The organism is Allobosea sp. 05T439, from assembly GCF_056396005.1.
The window spans coordinates 1-24,626 of record NZ_JBFTKP010000032.1; the positions used below are offsets into that span (position 1 = coordinate 1).

Below are 24,626 nucleotides of genomic sequence, written 5' to 3' on the forward strand. Positions count from 1 at the left end.
CAACCCGTGGCACGCCATGCGACAGCGGAAAATGCGGCGATATCCGCGTCATCTGCCGCTCGCTCAGCAGAAACAAATCATCCATCACGGCATCCTCCAGGACACCGTGAATCACATCTCAAGCAAAATTAATAGGTCCTGAGCCTAGCTCGGCAGGTTGAGCCGCCCGCCGGTCAGCGGTTCCGGCACGCCGGTCGTGCCGGGCAGGCTGAGCGGCAGGCCCTTGACCGAGCGGATCGCGAGATAACCGAAGGTCTGCGCCTCGATGACATCGCCAGCCCAGCCAGCAGCCTCTACGGGCTCGACCGGCACACCGAGGCGCTCATGCAGCCTCGCCATGAAATGACTGTTCAGGCGACCGCCGCCCGTGACCAGCCAGCGCCTCGGCGCCTTCGGCACATGACGCAGCGCGGCGACCACGCTTTCCACCGTAAAGGCGGCGAGGGTTGCGGCGCCATCGGCGTCGGAGAGAGCTTCCACGCCCTTGGCGCGGCGATGAAAATCATTGCGGTCCAGAGATTTCGGCGCTGGGCGTTCGAAAAACGGATTCGCCATGAAATCTGCCACGAGGTCCTCACGCATCTGCCCGCTCGCCGCCAGTGCCCCGCCGGCATCGTATTCACGGCCCAACCGCCGCAAGACGAAATCGTCAAGGATCGCGCTGGCCGGACCGGTGTCGAACGCGATCACGTCGTCGCCGTCGATATAGGTGACATTGCCGACGCCACCGAGGTTCAGCACCATCACGGGCTGCTCCAGCCCCTGCGCCAGCGCACGGTGATAGAGCGGCGCGAAGGGAGCCCCCTCGCCGCCCGCCGCAACGTCGGCGTAGCGGAAGCGATCGACGGTCGGGACGCCAAGCGCTCTTGCAACCGCCGGCCCGTCGATGAGCTGGCGGGTGAAGCGGATTTCCGGCCGGTGGTAGACGGTCTGGCCATGCAGGCCGACGAGGTCGATGCTCTGCGGATCGAGCGCCTGTTCGGCCATGAAGCGCCTGACCGCATCGAGATGGGCGGCGGTGACAGCCGCCTCCAGCTCGAGCAGCGGTTCCTTGACCGCTCGTTCGGCCTCGGCAATCAGAGCCTGAAGTTCACGCCGCGTCTGTGCCGGATAAGGGTAGGAAGCGCCGGCGCCGAAGCGGAGCGTCTCGCGGCCATCGCTCTCGACGATGGAGACGTCGATCGCGTCCATCGACGTGCCGCTGATCACGCCGATCGCGGTCAGTGTCTGCTTGGCCAGATCGCGCATCTTCCGTTCCCTAATGCCCATGGCAAGCTTCAAGGCTTGCACTGGCTCTAGGCGATCGGCTAAGCGTTGTCCAGATTGGTCCCTAAGTGGTCCATATGCGAAACTGATCGCACGAGCGCCCGAGAATGCGCCGTCTGCCGGGAGGGATGGGCCATGTATCGCGCCATGAAGCAGGGTTCGGGACGATGCCGCGCGCTGCGCAGCAGCATCGCTGCCACGGCCTTCGCGTTGATCGCCGGTGCTGCGTCCGCCCAGGTGCTCGAGGTCGCCGTCGAGGCTTCTCCCGCAGGGCTCGATCCCCATATCGTCACAGCCTTCGCCTCGTCGCAGCTCGTGCTCGGCCCGATCTATGAAGGACTGACCGCGCTCGACAAGGACCTCAACATCATCCCCGGCCTGGCCGAGTCCTGGACCGCGTCCGCCGACGGCAAGACCGTGACCTTCAAGCTCCGCTCCGGCGTGACCTTCCATGACGGCAAGCCGATGGAAGCGGAAGACGCCGCCTCGTCCTTGCGGCGGGTGCTCTCGAAGGATGTCGGCTCGCCGCTCGCGAGCCGCCTCGGAGCGCTGGAAAGCGCAACGGCCGTCGACGCGACCACGCTCAAGCTCAAGCTCAAGGAGCCGTCGGCCCCGCTGCTCGCATCATTGACCGGCATCGCGATCGTCCCACGCGGGCTCGAGGGCAACAAGGACGCGCTGCAGCGCGCGCCGATGGGCACCGGCCCGTTCAAGTTCGAGGAATGGCAGCCGAACGGCTTCATCCGACTCGCCAAGCATGCCGGCTACTGGAATGCGGCCGAGGTGAAGCTTGCAGGCGTCAAGTTCAACTTCGTTCCCGAAGCGGCCACGCGCCAGGTCGGAATCGGCAATGGCCAGTTCGCGCTGCTGCCGCATATCGATGCAGCCACCGCGCTTCAGCTCAAGGGCAAGCCCAATGTGGCGATCCGCGAGACGATGGAGCTCGCCTACACGCTGATCGGCATGAACGTCTCCAAGCCGCCCTTCGACAATCCGAAGGTGCGCGAGGCGCTGAACTACGCCCTGAACCGCAAGGAGATCATCGACGCAGCGCTGTTCGGCAGCGGTGCACCGGCTGCCCCGCTGCCTCCCGTGCTGAAGGACTGGGCGGTCGATGTGAAGGACCTGCCCTGCTACACGCATGATCCGGCCAAGGCCCAGGCACTGCTCAAGGAAGCCGGCATCGCCACGCCGATCTCGGTCAGCATGACGGTCCTGCCGCGGCAGGACATCCGCGACATCGCCCAGGTCGTGCAGCAGCAGCTCGGCAAGGCCGGCTTCAAGGTGGAGCTGAAGAACCCCGAGCTAGGCCAGTTCGTACAGGACTGGCGCAACTCGAATTTCGACCTCTTCGCCTCGACCAATGCCGGCAGCATCGAGCCCGACGACTATTTCTACCGCGCGTTCCGCACGGGAGGATCGACCAACGTCTTCAAGTACAGCAACCCCGAGCTCGATGCGCTGCTCGACAAGGGCCGCGCGACACTCGACAAGCCAGCGCGGCAGGCGGCGTATCGCGACGCGCAAAAGATCCTCGGTTGCTCGGGCCCGGCGGCCCATATCGCCTATCCCACCCTGTTCAGCGCCGTGCGCGGCAACCTGCAGGGCTATGACATCTACGCCAACCGCTCGCTGGTCTCGCTCGGCCGCGCCAGCCTGCGCTGATCCGGCACGGTCGAGGCATGCTCCGCCATCTGCTCCAGCGCTGCCTCGACCTCGCGATCGTGCTCTTCGGAATCTCCGTGATCGTCTTCATGATGATCCGGCTGATCCCGGGCGATGCGGTCGCGATCATGCTCGGCGCCAATACCGAAGTGACGCCGGAACGCGTTGCGGCGATGCGCAGCGAACTCGGGCTCGACCGGCCGCTGCTCGAGCAATATCTGAGCTGGCTCGGGCGAGCGCTCCACGGTGACTTCGGCACCTCGATCTGGACCGGCCGGCCGGTGCTCCAGGAAATCACGGCCCAGATCTGGCCGACCCTGCAGCTCACCGTGCTGGCGCTCGTCATCGGCGCCGGCCTCGCTGTGCCCGTCGGTTGCCTGATGGCGCATTGGCGCGGCGGACGGGCTGATCTCGTCCTGCGCATCGGCGCGATCGCGGGGCTCACCATCCCGTCCTTCTGGCTCGGCATCGTCATGCTGATCACCGTGGCAAGCCTGGCCCCAAGCTTCGCCTCGCTCGGCTATGTCCCGTTCAGCGAGGACCCGCTCGGTAACCTGCAGCGGCTGCTGCTGCCGGCGATCGCGCTGGCATTGCCGATCCTTGCCAATCTGTCGCGCCTTGTCCGCACAGCGATGCTCGACGCGCTCAGCCAGGACTATATCCGCACGGCCCGCGCCAAGGGGCTTTCGGAGACCGCGGTGCTCTACCGGCATGCGCTCCGCAACGCGCTCATTCCCTTCGTCACCAGCGTCGGCATCATGACGGGCTATCTGCTTGGGGGCGCGATCGTGGTCGAGCAGGTCTTCTCGATTCCGGGCCTCGGGCGGCTGATCCTCGGCGGCATCGCCGAGCGGAACTACCCGCTGGTCCAGGCCACCATCCTCATCGTCACCGTCGGCTTCGTGCTGGTGAACGCCCTGGTCGATCTCGCCTATGCGCTGATCGACCCAAGGCTCAGGACTACGTGATGAGCCAGAGCCGCCGTATCGCCATCGCAGCGGGCATCATCGTCACGCTGCAGATCGTGCTGGCGCTCGCCGCCCCCCTGATTGCGCCCTATGACCCGCTCGCCCAGGACATCGTCGCCCGCCTGAAGGGGCCGAGCCTCGCGCATTGGCTTGGCACCGATCATCTCGGCCGCGATATCCTGGCGCGCATCCTCTATGGCTACCGCACCGCCCTGATCGCCTGCGGCATCGCCGTCGGCCTCGCGCTGCTCGTCGGGGGCGGCCTCGGCCTCCTCGCAGCCTTCTATCGCAGCTGGTGCGAGCGCATCGTGATGCGGCTGATGGACATTCTCTTCGCCTTTCCCGTGATGCTGCTCGCCATCGGCATCATCGCCATGCTCGGGCCGCGAACGGAAAGCGCCGCCATCGCGATTGCGGTCGTCTATGTGCCGATCTTCGCACGACTGATCCGTGGCCCGGCCCTCGTTCTGGTCGAGAGCGACTTCGTCGCCGGCATCCGCTCGATCGGCGCCTCGGACCTGCGCATCATGCTGCGCCATATCCTGCCCAATCTGGCCTCCGTGATCCTGGTCCAGACCTCGTTGCTGCTGTCGGCCGCCATCCTGGTCGAGGCCTCGCTCTCCTTCCTCGGCCTCGGTACCCAGCCGCCGACGCCCTCGCTCGGGCTGATGCTGGCGGAAGGGCGCAATTTCGTGCTGCTCTCGCCCTGGAACGCGATCTTCGCCGGGCTCGGCATCCTCTTCCTCTCGCTCGGCTTCAACCTGCTCGGCGACGCGCTCCGCGATGAACTCGATCCCCGTCTGCGGGGCCGGTCGTGATCATCCGCAAGGCAGAGCCTGGCGATATCGCTCCGGCGGCAGCCATCCTTGCGCAAGCCTATCAGACCAGCTTCCGTCCCATCATCGGCGATGCGGCGTCGACCTATGACGTTGCGCATTTCGAGGCCCGGTTCGAACGGGACCTGGAGCATCTCACAGTCCTGGACGATGGCGGCGTCAGAGGCGTCCTGCTGCTGCTCGACGGTCATGTCATCATGCTTTTCGTGGCCGAGACCGGCCGCCGCCATGGAGCAGCCCTGCTCTCCCATGCCGAGGCGAATGGCGCCTGCTCGCTCGAGGTCTTCGCGGCCAATATGGGCGCGCGACGCTTCTATGAGCGGGCTGGCTGGCATCGAGCCAGCGAGTACAGCCGCGATTTCGCCGGCGCGGAGCACCGCTTCCTGCGCTATGAGAAGTCCCCCGAACGCGCGCAAGAGGCCCCCTGATGGACAAGCTCCTGATCCGCGGCGGCCAGCGGCTGTCCGGAACCGTCGATATCCGCGGCGCCAAGAATGCCGCCTTGCCTGCCTTTGCAGCCGCGCTCCTCTCCGACAAGCCACTGACCCTGCGCAACCTGCCTGATGTGGTCGATATCGGGACAATGCAGGCCCTGCTGGAAGGGTACGGCGTCAGCTTCTCCGGGCGCGCGGCGGATGCGCTGACGCTCAACGCCAGCGAAGCCGCGCCGCGGGATGCGAGCTATGACATCGTCCGCAAGATGCGCGCGACCATTCTGGTGCTGGGGCCGCTCATCGCCCGCTTCGGCCATGCCCGCGTCTCCCTGCCCGGCGGCTGCGCGATCGGCGCACGCCCGGTCGACCTTCACCTGAAGGCGCTTGAGGCCCTCGGCGCCGAAATCAGCGTCGCCGGCGGCTATATCGAGGCAAATGCTCCCGCCGGTCTGCGCGGCGCGCGCATCGTCTTTCCCTTCTCCTCGGTCGGAGCCACCGAAACCGCCTTGCTGGCGGCGGGCCTTGCCAGCGGCGAAACCGAGATCGTCAACGCGGCGAAGGAACCGGAGGTCCTCGACCTCGCCCGCTGCCTCGTCGCAATGGGCGTCAGGATCGAGGGTATCGGCAGCCATCGCCTGCAGGTCCAGGGCGCCCAGAGCTTCAGGCCAGCGACATATGAGATCGTCGCCGACCGCATCGAGGCAGGCACCTATGCGGTTGCGGCCGCGATCACCGGCGGCGAACTCGAACTGGTCGGCGCACGGCTCGAACATCTCGCAGCCGTCGGCGAAGCGCTCGAAGCCGCCGGCGTCAGACTCTGGCCGACCGATCGCGGGCTGATGGTGTCGCGGCCAGGCCGTCTCACCGGCATCGACATCATGACCCAGGCCTATCCCGGGTTCTCGACCGATCTGCAGGCGCAGTTCATGGCGCTGATGAGCGTGGCGGACGGTACCTCGCTGATCCGCGAAACGGTGTTCGAGAACCGCTTCATGCATGTCCCGGAGCTGGTCCGGCTCGGCGCCGACATCACGCTGAAGGGTACCAGCGCCATGGTGCGCGGCGTCGAAGCGCTCAAGGCGGCGCCGGTCATGGCGACCGACCTGCGCGCCTCGGTCAGCCTCGTGCTCGCAGGGCTCGCTGCCGAGGGCGAGACCGTGGTCAGCCGCATCTACCATCTCGACCGCGGCTATGAGGCTCTCGACCGCAAGCTCAGGCGCTGCGGCGCCGATATCGAACGGGTCGGCGCATGAGCGCTGTGGCCGATCTGTATCTTGGTGTCGATGGCGGCGGCACTGGCTGCCGCTGCCGGCTCGAGACCGCCCAGGGAGAGGTGCTCGGCTCGGGCATCGCGGGGCCGGCCTCGCTCCGTCTCGGTCTGGAGGCCTCGCTTGCCGCGGTGATGCAGGCAGCGCGCGGCGCGATGAGCGAGGCTGGCCTCAGCGAGGATCAGTTCAGTCGGGTCCGCGCCGGAATCTGCCTTGCCGGCATCGGCCGCAAGGGCATGCAGGAGGAGCTTGCAGGCTGGACAAGCCCCTTCGCCGTCACAGTCTTCGAGAGCGATGGGCTCGGCGCCTGCCTTGGCGCTCATGCCGGTGAGGACGGTGGGATCATCATCATCGGCACCGGCTCGATCGGCCTCGCCCGCGTCGACGGACGCGAGATTCGGATTGGCGGCTACGGCTTCCCGGTTGGTGACGAGGGCAGCGGCGCCGATCTCGGCCTTGCCGCCATTCGCGTCTCGCTGCGTGCCCATGACGGCCGGGAGCCGCAAACGCGCTTCACGACGGACGTCCTGGCCAGGTTCCAGGGCGATCCGTTCGAGGTCATCGCCTGGATGGACAAGGCCCACGCCACGGATTACGCGACGCTCGCGCCCCTGGTGCTGCGCCATGCGGACCTCGGCGACTCGCATGCCCGGGCCATCATGCAGAATGGCGCGGCCCTGATCGACGCCATGGTGCGCACCTTGTTCGAGCGCGAGGTGCCACGCGTTGCGCTGATCGGCGGCCTGTCCTCCGCGATGGAGGCCTGGCTTGCGCCCGATGTCAGGCGCAGGCTCTCCGCCGTCAGAGGCGATGCGATTGCAGGCGCGCTATCGCTGGTGCGGAGGCATCACGCGCCGGGCTGAGGCCCGTCATAGCCCCCGATGATGACGAGGTCGGACTGACCCGCCTGCGCCAGATGCTTGGTCGCCTCCTGGTATTCAGGCGACTCGTAGCAGGCGCGCGCCGTTGCCTCGTCCTTGAACTCGATGACGACGTTGTGCTTGCGTCCCTCGCCGCGCGCGAGTTTGTACTCGCCGCCACGCACCAGGAACTTCGCGCCGAATTTGGCGAAGGCGATGGCATTCAGGGTGCGATACCTGGCGTATGCCTCCGGATCCTCGACATCGACGCGGGCGACCCAATATCCCTTCGCCATGGCTCAGAGCCCTTCCACGACAACGAGATCGATCTCGCCAGCGCCTTCGCGCTCCTTGCGGGCCGCAGCATATTCCGGCGAATTCGCATAGGCCTTGGCCGTCTCGAAATCCTTGAATTCGATGACGACGTTGCGGGCCCGGCCCTCGCCTTCGGCCACCGTCATCTGGCCGCCACGCACGATCGGCGTACCGCCATACTGCTTGATCACCTCGGAGGCCTTGGCGGCGTAGACCGCCCAGAGCGTCGCGTTGGAGACCATGGCGCGACCGATGACATATCCCTTGGGCATTTCCAGCTTCCGTTCTTTGGTTGAAACCTGATCCGGCCAGACTACGAAGCCGCGGCGATCTCGTCCATGATCGCGGCAGCCGCCGCACGCGGGTCAGCCGCGCGGATAATGGGGCGCCCGATGACGAGATAGTCGGCGCCGACGCGGATCGCCTCGCCGGGCGTCAGGGTCCGCTTCTGGTCGCCGGCGGCACTTCCCGCGGGGCGAATGCCGGGCGTCACGATGACCATGTCGGGACCAATGATGTCGCGCACGATCTCGGTCTCGGCGGCGGAGCAGACGATACCGTCGATGCCCGCGCTGCGGGCCTGCTGGGCACGCAGGCGCACGAGATCGCGCACGGCGAGGCCGTAGCCGGCATCGCGCAGATCGCCATCATCGTAGGAGGTGAGCGCGGTGACGGCGAGCAGCTTCAGATCGGAGTCGGCCCGCCCCTCGACCGCTCCGCGCATGGTCTGCGGATAGGCGTGGACGGTGAGGAAGGTGACGCCGAGCTTGGTCAGGGAATCGACCCCCTCGGTGACCGTGTTGCCGATGTCGTGCAGCTTGAGGTCGAGAAAGACCTTCTTGCCCTCCGAGATCAGCTGACGGGACAGGTCGAGCCCGCCGGCAAAGGCGAGGCGGTAGCCGATCTTGTAGAAACTCGCCCCATCGCCCAGTTCGGACACGATGCGGTAGGCGTCCCAGATCGTCGGCACGTCGAGCGCCACGATCATGCGGTCACGAAGATCGTTGATCTTGGCGGTCATAACGCTGCGAACTCCTCAATCGATTGCCAGCCGTGCTGCACGATTCGCGTCGTTACGTCGAATGCGAAGAGATTGCCACCGCCTGCGGGCTGATCGCGCAGGCGCTTGATCGGCCAGCCAGACGTAGCGCAGAGCAGCAAGGTGCCGACCCCGCCATGGCCGACGAGCAGAATGTCGCCATCCCCCGCCGCGGCCAGTACGGCTTCTGTTTCCCGAACGATCCGCAACTGCGCATCGAGCGCACGCTCCCAGCCGCGAACGCTCAGCTCGGGATTGGCGAAGAACTCGTCGGCCACCTTCTCGAATTCCGACGGCGGCAGGAAACCCGTGGCCGACCGATCGTTCTCGTGCATGGCCTCGCGGATCTTGACGGTGAGGCCGAGCTGCTCCGCGACGCATTCGGCCGTCTCGATCGCCTTGCGCTCGGCCGACGAGACGACGAGCCGGGTTCCGACGAGCCCAGGCGCAGCCGCAAAGGCCTGGGCCCGTGCCCGGCCGATATCCGACAGCCCCCAATCGGGCACAGGCACGGCTGGATCAATCTTGACCTGGGGGTGGCTGAGATAGCGGACGACACCCATCACATCGGACCTTCGCACATGAACATCACTTCAAAGCCAGCACGAACATGATGGCGATCAGCGCAATCAGCAGATTCATCATCCAGCGATTGAGCACGGTCATCTGGCGCAGCTTGCGGAACTCGATACCGTCCTCCGGGTCTTCACCCGCAGCTCCAGTGGGATGGACAGCAAGCACCGGATGCGGCTCTTCCTGCCTGCGCCCGCGCTGAGACCAGCTCAGGCTCTGCACCAGCCCCTTGGCACTGCCACTCGTGCGACCGTCCGCCTCGATACCGAGATACCAGGTCACAGGGCCGCCGGCCGGCGGATCGCGATCGGCATCGCTGATCCAGAGATTGGTCGCCGCCGAGATCGAGATGGCATCGACCAGGCCCGCCTGCAGATCGCTCTTCAATTCGGCATAGACCGGTGCGGAGACGAAAAGATCGGCCGAAAAGGCCCCGGCATGCGGAGCATCCGCTTCGTCGTCAAAACCCAGCCTGAGCAGCATCTTGCCTTCGCCGGTTTCAGGAAGGGCCCGTATGCTCAGCGCGACGTGCTGAGCACGGTCCGCAAATCCGGCACGCCCGAGCCAATCGCGCCCCAGGGAGCCAAATCCGCGAAGTCTAGCAGCGGAACCGAGCGAACCGTTCTGGCTGGCATAGCCTGAGACCACATCGAGCGGCCCCGTTTCAAGAAGGAGGTGCCGGGCCGGGCTCTGTACGAACGCATTGCGCTCGCCCTCGATCGTCAATCGGCCGTCCGCAGTCGTAACGGCCCGTGTCGTCGCGTCCGATCTCATCTCGACTCTGCCCCCCGCCGGCCCCTTCTAGACCAGCGCGGAGGCAAACGAAAACCGGAGATATTCTCGCTCACGCCGTCTCGCGCGCAAGCTGGGCAAAGACCTTGGTCCAGACATCCGGCGTCTGCGCGCCCGAAACCGCGAGCTTGCCGTCGACAATGAAGAAAGGCACCCCGGTCACCCCGACCTTCTGGGCGTGGGCCTCGAGGCCGATGATCGTCTCACGCAATTCATCATTGGTGAGTTCGTCGCGAGCCGCATTTTCCTCGAACCCGAGTTCGGTCGCGATCGCCACCAGCGTCTCCAGATCGCCGATATCTCGCCCGTCCTGGAAATAGGCCTTGAACAGGGCTGCCTTCATCTCACTGCCGCGCTGCACGGTGGACGCGGCCGCGATCAGCATATGGGCCATACGGGTGTTGGGCGTACGCATGACCTTCGACCAGTTGAACGTCACACCACTTTCGAGTGCCGCTTCCGAGAGCCTGATCTCGATTTCCTTGCGCTTGCCGGGCCCGAACTTGGCATCGAGATAGCTCGCCCGGTCCGCACCTTCCGCAGGCATGTCCGGATTGAGTTCATAGGGCAGCCAGGTGATGGCGACGCGGTCGGTCAGGCCGTGATTGGCCAGCGCCGTCTCGAGCCGCGCCTTGCCGATGAAGCACCACGGGCAGACCACATCCGACACGATGGCGATGGGCATTTTCTCTTGCATGATCGCTCCTTGGCGATGCGCCGCGCTGGTACTCAAGCTGGCGGGTAGGAATGCTGCGTACCGAAACGGTCTTCAGCCTGCGCCTCGGCGCCCGGCATCTCGCAGCCCGAAAGGAAGGATGGACCGACCGGAATCTTGCCGGCCCCTCCGGGAATATCGAGGATATAGGTCGGCTGGCACAGGCCCGAAAGATGGCCTCGCAGGCTTTTGACGAGCGCTTGTCCCTCCGCCAGAGACAGCCGGAAATGGGAGGTGCCCGGTGCGAGATCCGGATGGTGCAGGTAATAGGGCTTCACCCGGTTCTCGACGAAGGCGCGCATGAGCGCAGCCAAGGTCTCGATATCGGCATTGACACCCTTGAGCAGCACGCTCTGGCTGAGCAGGACATGGCCGGCATCGGCGAGGCGCGCGATCGCGGTACGCGCCGCCGGCGTGAATTCGCGCGGATGGTTGGCATGAATGGCGATGTAGCTCGCCTTGCCGGGCACGCGCAGGGCGCGGGCGTAATCGGCCGTGATCCGCTCGGGGTCGACCACCGGCACCCGCGTGTGCCAGCGCGTCACCTTGATATGCGGGATCGCCGCCAGCCGCTTGGCGACCTCGCGCACGCGGCGCGCCGAGAGGATGAACGGGTCGCCCCCCGTCATGATGACTTCCCAGATCTCCGGCCGCGACGCGAGATAGGCCAGCGCCGCGTCGAGCTTCTCTCCGGCAAGCGAGGCGCCACCGGGGCCGACCATCTCGCGCCGGAAGCAGAAGCGGCAATAGACCGGGCAAGCATGGACGAGCTTCAGCAGCGCGCGGTCGGGATAGCGATGAACCACCCCCTCGACCGGCGAATGCGCGTCGTCTCCGATCGGGTCGGCCATTTCCTGCGGCATGGTCAGCAGTTCCGCCGCATCGGGGATGAACTGGCGCGCGATCGGATCGGCCGCATCGGACGGGTCGATCAATGCCGCGATCGCGGGAGTGACGGAAACGGCGTAACGTTCGGCAACCGCATCCAGCGCCTCACGCCGCGCCGGCACGACAAGCCCCCGCGCCACAAGCGCGTCGATGCTGCGAAGAGGGGTATGGGCGGTCATCGGCGTGTCCTGCCCGCTTCGGCTACCGGCGTCCAGAGCACGTCCTCGATCCGGCGCGCACCGGTGCAGAGCATCACCAGCCGATCGAAGCCGAGCGCGATGCCGGAGGCCGGAGGCATCGCATCCAGCGCTGTGAGGAAATCCTCATCGAGCGGGTAGCGTTCGCCGTAGATGCGCTGCTTCTCGTCCATGTCCGCCTCGAACCGCCGACGCTGTTCGGCCGGGTCCGTCAGTTCGCCAAAGGCATTCGCAAGCTCGACACCACAGGCATAGAGCTCGAAACGCTCGGCGACACGCGGATCGTCCGGCTTCGGCCGCGCCAGGGCCGCCTCCGAGATCGGGTATTCGCAAAGGATGGTGGCGCAACCGCGACCAAGATGCGGCTCGATCTTCTCCGAGAGAACCCGGCTGAAAATGTCAGACCAGCTGTCGTCCCCAGCAAGCCGGATATTGGCAGCCAGCGCAGCTGCGGCGAGAGCCTCTCGATCGGTCGCCCCGTTCTCCGCGATGGTCGCGAGCAGCTCGATGCCGGCATGTCGGACAAAGGCATCATGCAGGGTCAGGCGCTCGGGTTCGGCGAAAGGATCGGCGACCAGCCCCCGCCAGTGCAGCTGACTTGCGCCAGCGGTGCGGGCCGCCTCGGCCAGCAGAGCCGCGGCATCGGCCATCAGCGCGTCGTAATCCTCGCCGGCGCGGTACCATTCCAGCATGGTGAATTCGGGATGGTGCAGCGCCGTGCGTTCGCGATTGCGGAACACCCGGGCGAAATCGAAGATACGGCTTTCGCCGGCCGCCAGCAGCTTCTTGGCCGCGAATTCCGGGGACGTGTGCAGGTAATAGGGATGCACGCCCTCGGCATCGTCGATCAGCGCGGTCGCGAAGCCGTGCAGATGTGTCTCGTTGCCCGGCGAGACCTGCAGGATCGCCGCCTCGACCTCGATGAAGTCGCGCGCCTCGAACCAGCGTCTCAGCGCTGCCTTGATGCGTCCGCGCGCCAGCAATGCGGGCCGGCGGTCGGCATGAATGTCCCGCCGCCACCAGGGCGGATGTCCMTCGACCATCGAACCTCGGTTAAGAATCTCTGCAAGCTTCCGTTTCGCCCGCGAATGCGGTAGTTCCGCGGCGACGAAATCCGCATAGCGCGCGCGCTCGATGCGCACCAGCAAGGAAACTCACGTGGTCAAGGTCATCGCCAGCTCCGTTCGCAAGGGCAACGTTCTCGAACTCGACGGGCATCTCTGCTCCGTCATCTCGGCTGAGAGCTTCTTTCCCGGCAAGGGCACCCCGACGACGCAGATCGACATGCGCCGCATCTCCGACGGCGTGAAGATGACGCAGCGCTACAAGACGACCGAGCAGGTCGAGCGCGCCTATGTCGAAGACCGGGATTTCACCTATCTCTACCAGGACGGCGAACAGTACGTCTTCATGAACCCCGAGACCTTCGACCAGATCCATGTCGACAACTCCGTGGTCGGCGACACGGCGCCCTATCTGCAGGAAGGCATGAAGGTCTCTCTCTCGGTCTTCGAGGACAAGGCTGTCGCAATCGAGCTGCCGCAGCGCGTCACGGTCGAGGTTGCCGAGACCGAGCCGGTGACCAAGGGTCAGACTGCCTCGTCCTCCTACAAGCCCGCGATCCTGACCAACGGCGTGCGCACCGCCGTGCCGCCCCACATCGGACCCGGCACCCGCATCGTCGTGATGACGGCTGACGGCTCCTATGTCGAGCGCGCCAAGGACTGATGCAGCCCTGCCCCTGTCATCGACGGGCCAGCAGTATTATCGATAGTGGAACGGGCCCTTCCGGGCCCGTTTCGTTTTTGAGGGATCCTGCATCATGCCGATTTCCGTTCATGCCGCCGCCTTCGCGGGCATTATCCAGACCCTGAAGGCGCTCGACGCCATTCTCGACAAGGCTGTGGCGCAGGCGGAAGCCCGCAAGATCCAGCCCGAGGTCCTGCTCAACAGCCGCCTGGCGCTGGACATGCTGCCCTTCACCCGACAGATCCAGCTCACCTGCGACTTCGCCAAGAATGCTGCGGCGCGCGTGAGCGCCGGCGAGAACCCGAAATTCCCGGATGAGGAGAAGACCTTCCCGGAACTGAAGGAGCGGATCGCCAAGACGCTCGCCTTCGTGCAGAGCATCGACGATGCCGCCCTCGAAAGCGGCATCGGCAAGGACGTTACCTTCCCGCGCGGTCCGCAGCAGACGGTCACGATGACGGCCGAGGCCTATCTGACCCGCTTTGCCGTGCCCAATTTCTATTTCCATGCCACCACCGCCTACGCGATCCTGCGCGAGAACGGATTTGACATCGGCAAGCGCGACTTCCTCGCCGACGTCTTCGAGGCGTAACGCCTGATGGCCGCGGCTGTCTCGACGAAATCGGGCGACCTGGCCATTATCGGGCGCGCGGCTGCGTCGGACGCCGCCGCCATCGCCGATCTCTACCTCGCCGCCCGGGCTGATGCACTGCCCTGGCTGCGCCGAGTCCATAGCGATGAGGCAGTGCGCGACTGGATCATCCATGATCGCCTGGCGCGCGGCGAGAACTGGGTTGCCCGGTTGGGCGACGAGGTCGTCGGCTTCATGGCGCTCGACGGCGACGATCTCGATCAACTCTATCTGAAGCCCGGTCACTATCGGCAAGGCTTCGGCTCACAGCTCCTCGCCAAGGCCAGGGAGCGCAGCCCACAGCGGCTGCATCTCTTCTGCTTCCAGCGCAACGCACGCGCCCGCGCCTTCTACGAGAAGCACGGCTTCAAGACCATCGACATGAACGATGGCTGCCGAAATGTCGAAGGAGAGCCGGACATTCTCTATGAATGGCGGCCGAGCGCGTCATAAGCCCTTGAAATCGGGACAGCCCCTCCCCATTTGATGTTCACGGCGATGTCGAGGGCGTTCCACTGTCCTCCATCCTCGTTGAAGACGGCCATGAGCCGAACGTGTGACGCCGGATGTACGCGCGCCCGTTCTGGACATGGCCGTTGGCGTTTCCGGGGCCCGAGGGCCCCGGGACGCAGGTTTCAGCGATCCGCCACGGCAAGCTTCGCACCGAGTGCAACGAAGGCGCCGGCAAAGATGCGCCGCATCCAGGTCATCACCTGCGGCCGGGAGATGACGTGGTTGCGGACAGACGCTGCCAACAACCCATAGACCACGAAGACCACAAAGGTCAGCAGCATGAACACGCCGCTCAGCGCGAGCATTTCCGGCATGGGATTGGTCGCATCCGCGCTGACGAACTGTGGGAGGAATGCGAAGAAAAAGATCGAGAGCTTCGGATTGAGCAGGTTGACCAGAACCGCATCGATCGTCACGCGCAGTGCAGAGCGCGTGTCGACCTTCTGCTCGACCTGCAGGGCCCCGCGTTCCTGGAGTGTGTTCCAGGCCATGTAGAGCAGGTAGGCCACACCGAGATATTTGAAGATCTGGAAGGCAAGCGCGCTCGTGTGCAGCAGCGCCGCCAATCCCATGATCGCCGCGAGCATGTGGGGCACGATGCCGAGCGTGCACCCGAAGGCCGCGACGACGCTTGCGCGCGCGCCCCGCGAGAGGCCCGCTGCCACGGTGTAGATCATGCCCGTGCCCGGCGAGGCAACGATGATGAGGGAGGTGATTAGGAATTCGAGGCTCATGGCGGCGCTCCGTGCTATGCCGCCAAACTAGTGAGCTACGCCCTTACGTCAATCGCTGTGGCGCGCGCCCTCCACAACCTGTACGAGCACCGGGCGCGGAGCGCCTGTGCCCTCAATCCTGCAGGAATGGGTTGTTCTGCCGCTCCTCACCGAGCGTACTCGCCGGCCCGTGTCCCGGCAGGAACTGGACATCGTCGCCCAGCGGCAGGAGCTTGGCCTTGATGCCGGCAATCAGCGTCTCATGGCTGCCATAGGGAAAATCGGTGCGCCCCACCGAGCCTGCGAACACCGTATCGCCCGCAAGCAGGAAATGCGCGTCCTTCTGGAAGAAGGTGACATGGCCGGGCGTATGGCCGGGCACATGCTGCACCGAAAAGGCGACATCGCCGATCGACACCGTTTCGCCCTCGGCAAGCCAGCGCGTCGGCGTGACCGGACGAATGCCGCGCATCTCGAAGCGCAGCCCCGAAGCCGGCAGGTCGTCGAGCAGGAACTTGTCGGCCTCATGCGGACCAATGACCGGCACAGCGAGCGCATCGGCAAGATCGGCCGCACCGCCGGCATGGTCGATATGGCCATGGGTCAGCCAGATCGCGACCGGCTTGACGCCGAGTTCCTTCAGCGCGTCCTGAATGCGGTCGACATCACCACCGGGATCAACCACCGCTGCTTCCTTGGTGCGGGTGCACCAGATGACCGAGCAATTCTGCTGGAACGGAGTCACCGGTACGACGGCGACATTCAGGGGGGTGGCAGCCTGCTCGGTCATGCGATCTTTGCCTTTCCGTAAGGGGTGGGCACCTGCTCAGCGCGCCTTGCAGCGATTGGCGAGAAGCACCCGGTATTCGGAGATGGAGGTGTCCATCTGCGCGACATTCTCCTCGCGCTGCCGTCCAGCCTGGCAGGTTGCGAAGACGGAGCGCGCGCCCTGAAGATAGGTGACATGCTCGCGCCAGACGCGGCATTGCGTGGCCTGGTCGGCTGTGCCGGCAGATTGCAGGCGGGTGAGTTCACGGCGCATGCCGGCCTCGTTCTGGAAGAGATCCCGCTGGCAGTCCGCCGGAGCGCCAGCCCTCCCCTGCGCCAGGACGGGAGGCGCCGCGAGAACAAGGATCAGGGCAAGGCCAGCCGAAAGCCGCATCATCCGAGGTTCAGCTCCTTGAAGAAGTCGTTGCCCTTGTCGTCGATGACGATGAAGGCGGGGAAATCCTCGACCTCGATGCGCCAGACCGCCTCCATGCCGAGCTCCGGATACTCCAGGATCTCGACCTTGCGGATGCAGTCCTGAGCGAGGCGCGCCGCCGGGCCGCCGATCGAGCCGAGATAGAAGCCGCCATGCCGGGCGCAAGCCTCGCGCACCGCCGAGGAGCGGTTGCCCTTGGCGAGCATGACCATCGAGCCACCGAAGGACTGGAACTGATCGACGAAGGAATCCATGCGCCCGGCCGTCGTCGGACCGAAGGAGCCGGAGGCCAAACCCTCGGGCGTCTTGGCCGGACCGGCGTAATAGACCGGATGGTTCTTGAAATAATCGGGCATGCCCTGCCCGTTCTCGAGCCGCTCACGAATCTTGGCATGGGCCGAATCGCGGGCGACGACGATGGTGCCGGTCAGCGAAAGCCGGGTCTTGACCGGGTATTTGCTGAGCGTCGCGAGGACTTCGCTCATCGGCCGGTTGAGATCGACCTTGACGACATCGCCACCGAGCGACGCGTCTTCGACCTCAGGCAGGTACTTGGCCGGATTGGTCTCGAGAGCCTCGAGGAAGATGCCCTCCCGGGTGATCTTGCCCTTGGCCTGGCGATCGGCCGAGCAGGACACGCCAAGGCCGATCGGCAGCGAGGCGCCGTGACGCGGCAGGCGGATGACGCGAACGTCATGGCAAAAATACTTGCCGCCGAACTGTGCACCGACGCCGAGCGACTGCGTCAGCCTGTGAATCTCCTCCTCCATCTCGAGATCGCGGAAAGCGTGCCCCGAGGGAGAACCCTTTGTCGGAAGTTCGTCGAGATATTTGGTCGAGGCGAGCTTGACGGTCTTGAGATTCTGCTCGGCCGAGGTGCCGCCAATGACGATGGCAAGGTGATAGGGCGGGCAGGCGGCCGTGCCCAGCGTCAGGATCTTCTCCTTCAGGAACGCGATCATGCGGTCCTTGGTGAGGAGCGAGGGCGTCGCCTGGAACAGGAAAGTCTTGTTGGCCGAACCGCCGCCCTTGGCCACGAAGAGGAATTTGTAGGCGTCCTCTCCCTCGGCATAGATATCGATCTGCGCCGGCAGGTTGGTCGCCGTGTTCTTCTCTTCGAACATGGAGAGGGGCGCGACCTGCGAATAGCGCAGATTGCGCTTGTAGTAGGCATCGGCCACGCCCTCGCCCAGCGCCGACTCATCATCGCCATCGGTCCAGACCTTGCGACCGCGCTTGCCCATGATGATCGCGGTGCCGGTGTCCTGGCACATCGGCAGCACGCCGCCAGCCGCGATATTGGCGTTCTTCAAGAGATCGAAGGCAACGAACTTGTCATTCGAGGTCGCCTCGGGGTCGTCGAGGATCTTGGCCAGCTGGGCAAGATGGCCCGGGCGCAACAGGTGGTTGATGTCGATGAAGGCCTGTTCGCTGAGCTGGCGGATCGCTTCGCGCGAAACGCTCAGGACCTCGCGGTCACCAATCGTCTCGACTGTGACGCCCGCGTCGCCGAGCTTGCGATAGGGGGTCTTGTCCTCGCCGAGAGGGAAGAGATCGACATGCGTGTAGGCCATGAGGAACTGGCTCCGAAACAGGATGCGCCGCGGCTACAGCATGCGGCGCCGGTCATGCCGGCGTCATAGCGGCTTGCGCCCTCCAGTCCAAGCCCAGGCTTGAACGGTTCCAGTGTCAGGCAGCCTTCGCGGCGGTCTCCGCCAGGATCGCATAGATGGCGGCCGGGTCATGGGCGCGCCGCACCTGCTCCAGCACGGCCTGATTGCGCAGGACGCGCGCGACGCGGGCAAGCGCCTTCAGATGATCAGCCCCCGCCCCTTCCGGCGCGATCAGCACGAAAATGATATCGACGGGCTGGCCATCCAGCGCCTCGAAATCGATCGGCTTCTCGGCGCGGGCGAACAGCCCGACGAGCCGGTCGATTCCAGGCATGCGCCCGTGGGGGATCGCGATGCCGTCGCCAATCCCGGTCGAGCCAAGGCGTTCTCGTTGCAGCAGGGCCTCGAAAAGCTCGCGCTCAGGCAGCCCAGTGAGCACGGAGGCGTGCTGGGACAGTTCCTGCAGCGCCTGCTTCTTGCCATTGGCCCGCAGCGGGGAGACCACGGCTGCGGGCGTCAGAAGATCAGTGAGGGTCATGCGCCAGTCCATGCATGTCCCGTGCCGGGTTCTCACCCAGCGCCACGGGTCAGGAGTGATAACCGGGGCTACCGCCTGCCGGGGCTCAAGACAGCGAGGCCGGCGGGTCAATCCAGCCGATGTTGCCATCGCGGCGGCGGTATACGACGTTCATCCGCCCATTGCCAGCATGGCGGAAGATCACGACKKGCGCACCAGTGAGGTCAAGCTCGGCGACTGCATCACTAACGGTCAATTCGTGGAAGGATTTGGTCGATTCCGCCACGATAACAGGGTTGTCACCGCCAGAAACGGCCTCAGCCTCCTCGATTTCATCATCAGGGGCCGCAATCACATAGCTGGGGATTTCCACCCCGGAGGCACGACCATTCATTGCGGATGAGCGATCCTTCAACCGCCGCTTGTACCGACGCAACCGCTTCTCAATGCGCTCCGCCATCTTGTCGAGACTCGCATACGGATCATGCGCCGTAGCGGACGCTTCGAGTGTGATGCCGGAGGAGAGATGCAAGACCCCGTCCGTCCGGAAGGCGGTACCGTCCTTGTCGACGGTGACATGGCCCTGATATCCGCCCTCGTAATACTTGCTGAGGGCGGCGGCCACGCGCTCCTCKGCCTGGCCCCGCAGGGCCTCGCCGACATCGAGATTCTTGCCGGAGATTCGCAAGCTCATGGAGTGCTTCCCCTTCTTGTCGCCATGATCAGTGATCGATCATCTCACTGAGGTAAGGACGGGGAGTCGCCATTGTCAATGAGCGCTGCGGAATAGTCGCCGCCAGCCGACGGCAGCGAAAGGCATCCGATCGGGCTCACTCGGGCGGAGAAAAAGCCGAGCGGGTTCAGCGCCCTCCCAGCGCCATCGCCACCTTCTCGCGCCGACGCTCCATAGAGGACGGAATGCGCAGGGACTCGCGGTATTTCGCCACGGTGCGCCGAGCAATATCGATGCCGCCTTCCTTCAACCGGGCGACGATCGCGTCGTCGGACAGCACCTCGGCGGGGACTTCGTCGTCGATCATCTGCTTGATGCGGAAGCGAACGGCTTCCGCGGAATGCGCCTCGCCGTAACCGGTCGCGGCGATCGCTGCCGAGAAGAAATATTTCATCTCGAACACACCGCGCGAACAGATCAGATATTTGTTCGAGGTGACGCGCGAGACTGTCGATTCGTGCATGCCAATGGCATCCGCGACCGTCTTCAGGTTCAGCGGCCGCAGATGCTCGACGCCATGCGCGAAGAAGCCATCCTGCTGGCGCACGATCTCGCTTGCGACCTTGAGGATGGTGCGGGCGCGTTGCTCGAGGCTACGCGTCAACCAGTTCGCCGTCTGCAGGCATTCGGCGATGAAGGCCTTGTCCAGGTCGTTCCGCGCCGCCCGGGAGACGCGGGCATGATAGGTCTGGTTGATCAGCACGCGCGGCAGGGTATCCGGATTGAGATCGACCAGCCAGGAACCGTCCGGCGCCGGCCTGATGAAGACATCCGGAACGACGGTCTCGGCCGCCGAGCCGCCGAAACCCCGTCCAGGCTTGGGGTCAAGCCTGCGGATTTCTGCGACCATGTCGGCGATATCCTCATCGTCGACGCCGCAGATGCGCTTGAGCGCCGAGAAATCACGCTTGGCGACAAGATGGAGGTTGGCGACCAGAGCCTGCATGGCCGGGTCGAAGCGGTCGCGCTCCCGCAGCTGGATCGACAGGCATTCGCGAACATCGCGCGCCCCGACACCGGAGGGGTCGAAGCCCTGGATGACGCCAAGCACGTGCTCGACCTTGTCCGTGCTCACACCGAGCCGCTCTGCGATCTCAGGCACCGGCTCGCCGAGATAGCCGGAATCATCGACCGCATCGATGAGGTGGCTGCCGATCAGTCGCTCCGCAGGATCGGTCATCGCGAGATCGAGCTGTGCGCTGAGGTGATCGCGCAGGGACAGTTCCGAGGTCAGGCTGGACTCGAAGCCTTCCGACCCGTCCTCGAACGAACCACCGGAGCCGCCATAGGCGCCGCCGGTGATCGGCAGGCTGTCGGCCCCCTTCGTGTCGAGGCGGGCGATTGTCGGCTGTTCACCCTGGAAGACGTTGTCGAGCCCGGTGCCGAGCCGGCCTTCCATGCCGTCCTGGGTGTTCAGGCTCTCGGCACGCGCAAAACTCTCTGGATCAGCCGCCAGGGGGCTATCGCCGCCATTGAGCTGTATAGGAGCCTCAGGCGCGTCGTCGCGCTCCAGCAGCGGATTCCGCTCCAGCTCACCCTCGACAAAGTTCTGAAGTTCGAGATGCGAGAGTTGCAGGAGCTTGATCGCCTGCAGCAGCTGCGGCGTCATCACCAGGGACTGTCCCTGGCGCAGCTCCATGCGCGGCATCATCGCCATTGCGCTCTTGACCTCTCATCCGCCTCGGCATGTTTCTTGCCTTCGGAACAAAGCCTAGCCGCGCAACGCGGGCGCGTCAAAGCCTCTGCACGCGCTTTGTGCAGAGAAATTAATGCAGTGCAGCATTCTGCCGAGATTATGGCAGCGGCATCACGGCCGGCTGGATCAGAGCTTGAAATCCTCGCCGAGATAGACACGGCGGACGTCCGGATTGGCGATGATCTCGGCCGGAGAGCCCTCGGTGAGCACGCGGCCGGAATGGATGATATAGGCGCGATCGACGAGGCCGAGCGTCTCACGGACATTGTGGTCGGTGATCAGTACGCCGATGCCACGATCGGTCAGCTGGCGCACCAGCGCTTGAATGTCGCCAACGGCGATCGGATCGATGCCGGCGAAGGGCTCGTCGAGAAGAATGAAGGACGGCCGCCCGGCCAGGGCGCGGGCGATCTCGCAACGGCGGCGCTCGCCGCCCGACAACGCGATGGAAGGAGCCTTGCGCAGGCGAGAGATCGTGAACTCTTCCAGAAGCGTATCGAGCTGACGCTCACGGCTCTTGCGGTTCGGCTCCACGACTTCAAGGACGGCCCGGATGTTGTCCTCGACAGTGAGGCCACGAAAGATCGAGGCCTCCTGCGGCAGGTAGCCAATTCCAAGCCTCGCGCGCTGATACATCGGCAAGCCGGTGATATCGTTGCCTTCCAGCGAAATGACCCCGAGATCGGCGGGCACCAGACCAGTGACCATGTAGAAGATCGTGGTCTTGCCGGCGCCGTTTGGACCGAGCAGGCCCACCGCTTCGCCCTGCCGGACGTAGAGGCTCGCCTCGCTCACCACCGTGCGGCCGCCATAGCTCTTGCGCAGGCCGCTGACAGCGAGAATACCCGGTCCACCGATCGATGCGGCAGATGATGTTGCCGGCTCGGCCTCGCTGTCCMGCGCCTTTGCGCCGAACAGTCCGCGCAAGCGCCCGAACATGCCGGGGCTTTGCTCGCTCCGGGGTGCCGTAGCCTGAGCGGGCAGGGTCGAACTGTCGGATTGCGGCATGGAATGGACTGTCACTGAGAGCAGGGCTCGCTGATGTGAAAGGCAGTCGGCCCGGCATGCGCCGGACCGGAGCGGCTAGTTGGTCGGCGGGCTCGCCGGGCGAGCGGGGGCCGCGGCACCGGGCTTGGGCGGAGTGTTCTTGCCCGCGTCCTTGCCGGCCTCGCCGGAATTCGGAACGAAGAAGCCCTGCACGCGCCCCTTGTTGTTCTCGATATTGGCGACGCCGGTCTCCGTGTCATAGACCAGTCGCTCGCCACGGGTGATGTTCGGCCCGTCATTCAGGGCGACATTCCCGGTCATGATGACCTTGTTGTTGGCGCGGTCGAACACCGCCTTGTCTGAGGTCGCAGCCTGCGTCTTCGAGACCACGGTCACCGGACCATCGCATTCGATGCGCTTGATGCTGCTATCATTGGATTGCGGCGCGCCCCCCGCTGCGGCTGGCGCCGGCGTTGCAGGACGCGATGCTCCTGGTACGGTCCCAGCGCCGCGCCCCTCGTAGAACACGGTCATGACCGAGCACCGCACCGTGGTCTCGCCCTGCACCGCCACGACATTGCCGGTGAAGACCGCGCGATTTTCCTTGTCGAGCACATCGAGCTTGTCAGCATCGATCTTGATCGGCTCCTTGCTGTCGCCACCAAGGCCGCCAAGAGGCGAATTCGCCCCCCCGCCGCCGCGGGCGGGCTTGGCCTTTCCAGCCGCAGGCGGTGTCGCCTGCGCAACCTTGGAGGCATCGGAGCGTGGCTGCGGGGTCTGGGCGACCGCCTCGGCAACGCATGAAAGACTCAGCGCTGCCGCAAGTAGCCATACCGGCTGCCAGCCCTTCGACATCGCAGGATTCACTGATGCAGCTTCGAATGCGGACCGCATATCACTGTCTCGTCCCAGTTGCAGGGGCATTGCCCGGAGAACTACCGTCGACCGCTGCCGGTTCCCGGTTCGGCGCGGCAGGCGCCTTGACCGGTCCTAGCAGTTCCGGAGCCGGCGTGCTGCCTTCGCGTTCAGGTCCGGCCAAGGCGCGAGCCGGTGCATTCTCTATCACGACTCGGACACGGCCGTCGAAGACGATCAGCGCGCCATTGTCCTTCACGTCCAGGGTATCGCCCTCGACGGTGGTCGAACCGAGCAGAACCTTGACCGGCTCCCGCGATACGACGGTCCCCGCCTTGAAATCGATATCGGCGCTGCGCATCCGCATATCATAGCCGGACTCGGTACGGACCTTCACGTCATCGACCAGTTTCAGCTTCTCCTTCTGGGAGTTGAACAGGCCGGTGCGGGCGTTGACCGTGACCCAGCCCTCCTGCTGCATCTGAATCCTGGCTGTCATTGTCGACAGCTCGATTTCGGTCGGATTGCGAATGTCCTGCAGCGCTTCGAGCGCCGTCACCTCGTAGGGCCGGTTGTCCTTGCGATAGCCCGAGAGGCGCGGCGACTCCATCTTGACCTTGCCGCCCGAAATGCCGACGGAACCGATCGACACGCCGGAGACGCCAGACAATGGATGCAGGAACGGCGTCACGATCAGGCCGAGCACGGCCACGACCGCACCGACGGGAATCGCGCGGCGGAGGAAGCGGACGAGCATGGTGTGCCGCTGCGCTGCCTTGAACGCAGCGCGACGTCGACTCGCACGTTTCGATTCGGGGGCGGTCCAGTCGCCCGTTGTCATCGCCACAGTCATGCCCCGCGCAATGGCAGTCGCTAACGGCTTTTTCGTGTCAGCCGGCGAACGACCTGCGGGCCCCTACGCGCTTCGTTCGCGTGGAGACTGACGCAAGAAGACTTAGAATTTGTCAAGCGTGAGCGAAGATGTCGTTCTCGGCCCAGCCGGCAAGATCGAGCTCCGCGCGGAACGGAAGGAAATTGAAACAGGCTTCGGCGAGATGCGAGCGCCCCTCGCGCACCAGCATGGCCTCGAGCTTCTCGCGCAGGGCGTGGAGATGCAGCACGTCCGAAGCCGCATAGGCCAATTGTGCCTCCGACAGCGTATCGGCGCCCCAATCCGAGGATTGCTGCTGCTTCGACAAGTCGATGCCGAGCAGTTCCCTGACAAGGTCCTTCAGGCCGTGCCGGTCGGTATAAGTCCGCACCAGCTTCGAGGCGATCTTGGTGCAGTAGACCGGGCCGGTGGTGACGCCGAAGGCGTTCTTCAGAACGGCAACGTCGAACCGCGCGAAATGGAACAGCTTCAGCACGGAAGGGTCCGACAGCAGTCGGATCAGGTTCGCAGGCGCAGGACCGTCCCGAAGGATCTGGACCACATCGGCAGAGCCATCGCCGCGCGAGAGCTGGACCACGCAGAGCCGGTCGCGATGCGGGTTGAGACCAAGCGTCTCGGTGTCGATCGCAACGACGGAGCCCGGCAGGAAATCATCCGGCAGATMACCGCGATGCAGACGGATGGTCATGACAAGAACCTCACTGGGC

The 24,626-nt window shown here is 65.1% G+C and carries 29 protein-coding genes; 9 read left to right on the plus strand and 20 right to left on the minus strand.

The window, feature by feature from the left end; all coding sequences use genetic code 11:
- Positions 1-144: 144 nt before the first annotated feature.
- Complete coding sequence (locus AC1DIO_RS26545) at positions 145-1,248, minus strand: anhydro-N-acetylmuramic acid kinase (protein WP_476767798.1); 1,104 nt, start codon at positions 1,246-1,248, stop codon at positions 145-147.
- 153 nt (positions 1,249-1,401) lie between these two features.
- Here AC1DIO_RS26545 and AC1DIO_RS26550 point away from each other — a divergent pair, with 153 nt between their 5' ends.
- Genes AC1DIO_RS26550 through AC1DIO_RS26575 form a run of 6 tightly spaced genes read left to right on the plus strand, consistent with a single transcriptional unit; the run spans position 1,402 to position 7,300 of the window.
- On the plus strand, positions 1,402-2,931 hold the full coding sequence (locus AC1DIO_RS26550) for an ABC transporter substrate-binding protein (RefSeq protein WP_441507259.1): 1,530 nt from the start codon (positions 1,402-1,404) through the stop codon (positions 2,929-2,931).
- 17 nt (positions 2,932-2,948) lie between these two features.
- A complete protein-coding gene (locus AC1DIO_RS26555) occupies positions 2,949-3,899 on the plus strand; it encodes an ABC transporter permease (protein WP_441507260.1) in 951 nt (316 codons plus the stop codon).
- Complete coding sequence (locus AC1DIO_RS26560) at positions 3,899-4,717, plus strand: ABC transporter permease (protein WP_441507261.1); 819 nt, start codon at positions 3,899-3,901, stop codon at positions 4,715-4,717. The genes AC1DIO_RS26555 and AC1DIO_RS26560 overlap by 1 nt, the downstream gene beginning before the upstream one ends.
- Positions 4,714-5,163 (plus strand): GNAT family N-acetyltransferase, encoded by a 450-nt coding sequence (locus tag AC1DIO_RS26565; protein ID WP_476767800.1) that lies wholly within the window; start codon positions 4,714-4,716, stop codon positions 5,161-5,163. Before AC1DIO_RS26560 ends, AC1DIO_RS26565 begins: the two co-directional genes overlap by 4 nt.
- Positions 5,163-6,422, plus strand: a complete 1,260-nt coding sequence (gene murA, locus AC1DIO_RS26570) for a UDP-N-acetylglucosamine 1-carboxyvinyltransferase (protein WP_441507263.1) — start codon at positions 5,163-5,165, stop codon at positions 6,420-6,422. The genes AC1DIO_RS26565 and murA overlap by 1 nt, the downstream gene beginning before the upstream one ends.
- Complete coding sequence (locus AC1DIO_RS26575; protein ID WP_441490193.1) at positions 6,419-7,300, plus strand: glucosamine kinase nucleotide-binding domain-containing protein; 882 nt, start codon at positions 6,419-6,421, stop codon at positions 7,298-7,300. Before murA ends, AC1DIO_RS26575 begins: the two co-directional genes overlap by 4 nt.
- Here the strand turns inward: AC1DIO_RS26575 and AC1DIO_RS26580 are convergent.
- From AC1DIO_RS26580 to epmA, 8 genes are all read right to left on the minus strand, one after another.
- Positions 7,285-7,593, minus strand: coding sequence for a DUF1330 domain-containing protein (locus AC1DIO_RS26580; RefSeq protein WP_441490194.1), 309 nt, complete (start codon positions 7,591-7,593; stop codon positions 7,285-7,287). The genes AC1DIO_RS26575 and AC1DIO_RS26580 overlap by 16 nt on opposite strands.
- Before the next feature lie 3 nt (positions 7,594-7,596).
- Positions 7,597-7,884, minus strand: coding sequence for a DUF1330 domain-containing protein (locus AC1DIO_RS26585; RefSeq protein ID WP_069877716.1), 288 nt, complete (start codon positions 7,882-7,884; stop codon positions 7,597-7,599).
- A 41-nt stretch (positions 7,885-7,925) separates the two neighbouring features.
- Positions 7,926-8,633, minus strand: coding sequence for an orotidine-5'-phosphate decarboxylase (gene pyrF / locus AC1DIO_RS26590; RefSeq protein WP_441490195.1), 708 nt, complete (start codon positions 8,631-8,633; stop codon positions 7,926-7,928).
- Positions 8,630-9,214, minus strand: coding sequence for a histidine phosphatase family protein (locus AC1DIO_RS26595; RefSeq protein ID WP_441507301.1), 585 nt, complete (start codon positions 9,212-9,214; stop codon positions 8,630-8,632). The genes pyrF and AC1DIO_RS26595 overlap by 4 nt, the downstream gene beginning before the upstream one ends.
- A gap of 25 nt (positions 9,215-9,239) precedes the next feature.
- A complete protein-coding gene (locus AC1DIO_RS26600; RefSeq protein ID WP_441507264.1) occupies positions 9,240-9,998 on the minus strand; it encodes a hypothetical protein in 759 nt (252 codons plus the stop codon).
- A gap of 70 nt (positions 9,999-10,068) precedes the next feature.
- Positions 10,069-10,713, minus strand: coding sequence for a DsbA family oxidoreductase (locus AC1DIO_RS26605; RefSeq protein ID WP_441507265.1), 645 nt, complete (start codon positions 10,711-10,713; stop codon positions 10,069-10,071).
- A 32-nt stretch (positions 10,714-10,745) separates the two neighbouring features.
- Positions 10,746-11,798: a lysine-2,3-aminomutase-like protein gene (locus AC1DIO_RS26610; RefSeq protein ID WP_441507266.1), complete on the minus strand. Its 1,053-nt coding sequence runs from the start codon at positions 11,796-11,798 to the stop codon at positions 10,746-10,748.
- On the minus strand, positions 11,795-12,859 hold the full coding sequence (epmA, locus tag AC1DIO_RS26615; protein WP_476854342.1) for an EF-P lysine aminoacylase EpmA: 1,065 nt from the start codon (positions 12,857-12,859) through the stop codon (positions 11,795-11,797). The genes AC1DIO_RS26610 and epmA overlap by 4 nt, the downstream gene beginning before the upstream one ends.
- 91 nt (positions 12,860-12,950) lie before the next feature.
- Between epmA and efp the strand changes: the two genes are divergently transcribed.
- The 3 genes from efp (at position 12,951) to AC1DIO_RS26630 (ending at position 14,649) form a co-directional block, all read left to right on the plus strand.
- Positions 12,951-13,544, plus strand: coding sequence for an elongation factor P (gene efp, locus AC1DIO_RS26620; protein WP_441490200.1), 594 nt, complete (start codon positions 12,951-12,953; stop codon positions 13,542-13,544).
- Between the two features lie 94 nt (positions 13,545-13,638).
- Positions 13,639-14,157: a DUF1993 domain-containing protein gene (locus AC1DIO_RS26625; RefSeq protein WP_441507268.1), complete on the plus strand. Its 519-nt coding sequence runs from the start codon at positions 13,639-13,641 to the stop codon at positions 14,155-14,157.
- 6 nt (positions 14,158-14,163) lie between these two features.
- A complete protein-coding gene (locus AC1DIO_RS26630; protein ID WP_441507269.1) occupies positions 14,164-14,649 on the plus strand; it encodes a GNAT family N-acetyltransferase in 486 nt (161 codons plus the stop codon).
- A gap of 182 nt (positions 14,650-14,831) precedes the next feature.
- Here the strand turns inward: AC1DIO_RS26630 and AC1DIO_RS26635 are convergent, their stop codons facing one another.
- The 11 genes from AC1DIO_RS26635 to AC1DIO_RS26685 form a co-directional block, all read right to left on the minus strand.
- Positions 14,832-15,443, minus strand: coding sequence for a LysE family translocator (locus tag AC1DIO_RS26635; RefSeq protein WP_476854343.1), 612 nt, complete (start codon positions 15,441-15,443; stop codon positions 14,832-14,834).
- 112 nt (positions 15,444-15,555) lie between these two features.
- Positions 15,556-16,212: an MBL fold metallo-hydrolase gene (locus tag AC1DIO_RS26640; protein ID WP_441507271.1), complete on the minus strand. Its 657-nt coding sequence runs from the start codon at positions 16,210-16,212 to the stop codon at positions 15,556-15,558.
- A gap of 36 nt (positions 16,213-16,248) precedes the next feature.
- Positions 16,249-16,587 (minus strand): hypothetical protein, encoded by a 339-nt coding sequence (locus tag AC1DIO_RS26645; RefSeq protein ID WP_441507272.1) that lies wholly within the window; start codon positions 16,585-16,587, stop codon positions 16,249-16,251.
- Positions 16,584-18,200 carry a fumarate hydratase gene (locus tag AC1DIO_RS26650; RefSeq protein WP_441507273.1) on the minus strand — a complete coding sequence of 539 codons (1,617 nt, stop codon included), beginning with the start codon at positions 18,198-18,200 and terminating at the stop codon, positions 16,584-16,586. Before AC1DIO_RS26650 ends, AC1DIO_RS26645 begins: the two co-directional genes overlap by 4 nt.
- Before the next feature lie 115 nt (positions 18,201-18,315).
- Positions 18,316-18,777: a PTS IIA-like nitrogen regulatory protein PtsN gene (ptsN, locus tag AC1DIO_RS26655; RefSeq protein WP_441507274.1), complete on the minus strand. Its 462-nt coding sequence runs from the start codon at positions 18,775-18,777 to the stop codon at positions 18,316-18,318.
- Between the two features lie 85 nt (positions 18,778-18,862).
- Positions 18,863-19,450, minus strand: coding sequence for a ribosome hibernation-promoting factor, HPF/YfiA family (gene hpf, locus AC1DIO_RS26660; protein ID WP_476854344.1), 588 nt, complete (start codon positions 19,448-19,450; stop codon positions 18,863-18,865).
- Positions 19,451-19,616: 166 nt separating this feature from the next.
- Positions 19,617-21,146: an RNA polymerase factor sigma-54 gene (gene rpoN / locus AC1DIO_RS26665; protein ID WP_441507275.1), complete on the minus strand. Its 1,530-nt coding sequence runs from the start codon at positions 21,144-21,146 to the stop codon at positions 19,617-19,619.
- A 165-nt stretch (positions 21,147-21,311) separates the two neighbouring features.
- Positions 21,312-22,124, minus strand: coding sequence for an LPS export ABC transporter ATP-binding protein (lptB, locus tag AC1DIO_RS26670; RefSeq protein WP_476854345.1), 813 nt, complete (start codon positions 22,122-22,124; stop codon positions 21,312-21,314).
- A gap of 144 nt (positions 22,125-22,268) precedes the next feature.
- Complete coding sequence (locus tag AC1DIO_RS26675; protein WP_476775449.1) at positions 22,269-23,066, minus strand: LptA/OstA family protein; 798 nt, start codon at positions 23,064-23,066, stop codon at positions 22,269-22,271.
- A gap of 1 nt (position 23,067) precedes the next feature.
- Positions 23,068-23,784: an LPS export ABC transporter periplasmic protein LptC gene (gene lptC, locus AC1DIO_RS26680; RefSeq protein WP_441490210.1), complete on the minus strand. Its 717-nt coding sequence runs from the start codon at positions 23,782-23,784 to the stop codon at positions 23,068-23,070.
- A 208-nt stretch (positions 23,785-23,992) separates the two neighbouring features.
- Positions 23,993-24,607: a ribonuclease D gene (locus AC1DIO_RS26685; RefSeq protein ID WP_476854346.1), complete on the minus strand. Its 615-nt coding sequence runs from the start codon at positions 24,605-24,607 to the stop codon at positions 23,993-23,995.
- Positions 24,608-24,626: the final 19 nt, after the last annotated feature.

What these genes read in the sequence shown, in the direction of transcription:
- lptC (WP_441490210.1), bottom strand. Translation starts at nt 23,784, where the DNA reads ATGCTCGTCCGCTTCCTCCGCCGCGCGATTCCCGTCGGTGCGGTCGTG.
- AC1DIO_RS26585 (WP_069877716.1), bottom strand. Translation starts at nt 7,884, where the DNA reads ATGCCCAAGGGATATGTCATCGGTCGCGCCATGGTCTCCAACGCGACG.
- rpoN (WP_441507275.1), bottom strand. Translation starts at nt 21,146, where the DNA reads ATGGCGATGATGCCGCGCATGGAGCTGCGCCAGGGACAGTCCCTGGTG.
- AC1DIO_RS26595 (WP_441507301.1), bottom strand. Translation starts at nt 9,214, where the DNA reads ATGGGTGTCGTCCGCTATCTCAGCCACCCCCAGGTCAAGATTGATCCA.
- AC1DIO_RS26650 (WP_441507273.1), bottom strand. Translation starts at nt 18,200, where the DNA reads ATGGCCTACACGCATGTCGATCTCTTCCCTCTCGGCGAGGACAAGACC.
- AC1DIO_RS26635 (WP_476854343.1), bottom strand. Translation starts at nt 15,443, where the DNA reads ATGAGCCTCGAATTCCTAATCACCTCCCTCATCATCGTTGCCTCGCCG.
- AC1DIO_RS26555 (WP_441507260.1), top strand. Translation starts at nt 2,949, where the DNA reads ATGCTCCGCCATCTGCTCCAGCGCTGCCTCGACCTCGCGATCGTGCTC.
- AC1DIO_RS26575 (WP_441490193.1), top strand. Translation starts at nt 6,419, where the DNA reads ATGAGCGCTGTGGCCGATCTGTATCTTGGTGTCGATGGCGGCGGCACT.
- AC1DIO_RS26600 (WP_441507264.1), bottom strand. Translation starts at nt 9,998, where the DNA reads ATGAGATCGGACGCGACGACACGGGCCGTTACGACTGCGGACGGCCGA.
- AC1DIO_RS26675 (WP_476775449.1), bottom strand. Translation starts at nt 23,066, where the DNA reads ATGCGGTCCGCATTCGAAGCTGCATCAGTGAATCCTGCGATGTCGAAG.
- ptsN (WP_441507274.1), bottom strand. Translation starts at nt 18,777, where the DNA reads ATGACCCTCACTGATCTTCTGACGCCCGCAGCCGTGGTCTCCCCGCTG.
- AC1DIO_RS26580 (WP_441490194.1), bottom strand. Translation starts at nt 7,593, where the DNA reads ATGGCGAAGGGATATTGGGTCGCCCGCGTCGATGTCGAGGATCCGGAG.
- AC1DIO_RS26610 (WP_441507266.1), bottom strand. Translation starts at nt 11,798, where the DNA reads ATGACCGCCCATACCCCTCTTCGCAGCATCGACGCGCTTGTGGCGCGG.
- pyrF (WP_441490195.1), bottom strand. Translation starts at nt 8,633, where the DNA reads ATGACCGCCAAGATCAACGATCTTCGTGACCGCATGATCGTGGCGCTC.
- AC1DIO_RS26630 (WP_441507269.1), top strand. Translation starts at nt 14,164, where the DNA reads ATGGCCGCGGCTGTCTCGACGAAATCGGGCGACCTGGCCATTATCGGG.
- AC1DIO_RS26640 (WP_441507271.1), bottom strand. Translation starts at nt 16,212, where the DNA reads ATGACCGAGCAGGCTGCCACCCCCCTGAATGTCGCCGTCGTACCGGTG.
- AC1DIO_RS26625 (WP_441507268.1), top strand. Translation starts at nt 13,639, where the DNA reads ATGCCGATTTCCGTTCATGCCGCCGCCTTCGCGGGCATTATCCAGACC.
- efp (WP_441490200.1), top strand. Translation starts at nt 12,951, where the DNA reads ATGCGCACCAGCAAGGAAACTCACGTGGTCAAGGTCATCGCCAGCTCC.
- AC1DIO_RS26560 (WP_441507261.1), top strand. Translation starts at nt 3,899, where the DNA reads ATGAGCCAGAGCCGCCGTATCGCCATCGCAGCGGGCATCATCGTCACG.
- AC1DIO_RS26550 (WP_441507259.1), top strand. Translation starts at nt 1,402, where the DNA reads ATGTATCGCGCCATGAAGCAGGGTTCGGGACGATGCCGCGCGCTGCGC.
- AC1DIO_RS26645 (WP_441507272.1), bottom strand. Translation starts at nt 16,587, where the DNA reads ATGATGCGGCTTTCGGCTGGCCTTGCCCTGATCCTTGTTCTCGCGGCG.
- AC1DIO_RS26605 (WP_441507265.1), bottom strand. Translation starts at nt 10,713, where the DNA reads ATGCAAGAGAAAATGCCCATCGCCATCGTGTCGGATGTGGTCTGCCCG.
- murA (WP_441507263.1), top strand. Translation starts at nt 5,163, where the DNA reads ATGGACAAGCTCCTGATCCGCGGCGGCCAGCGGCTGTCCGGAACCGTC.
- AC1DIO_RS26545 (WP_476767798.1), bottom strand. Translation starts at nt 1,248, where the DNA reads ATGCGCGATCTGGCCAAGCAGACACTGACCGCGATCGGCGTGATCAGC.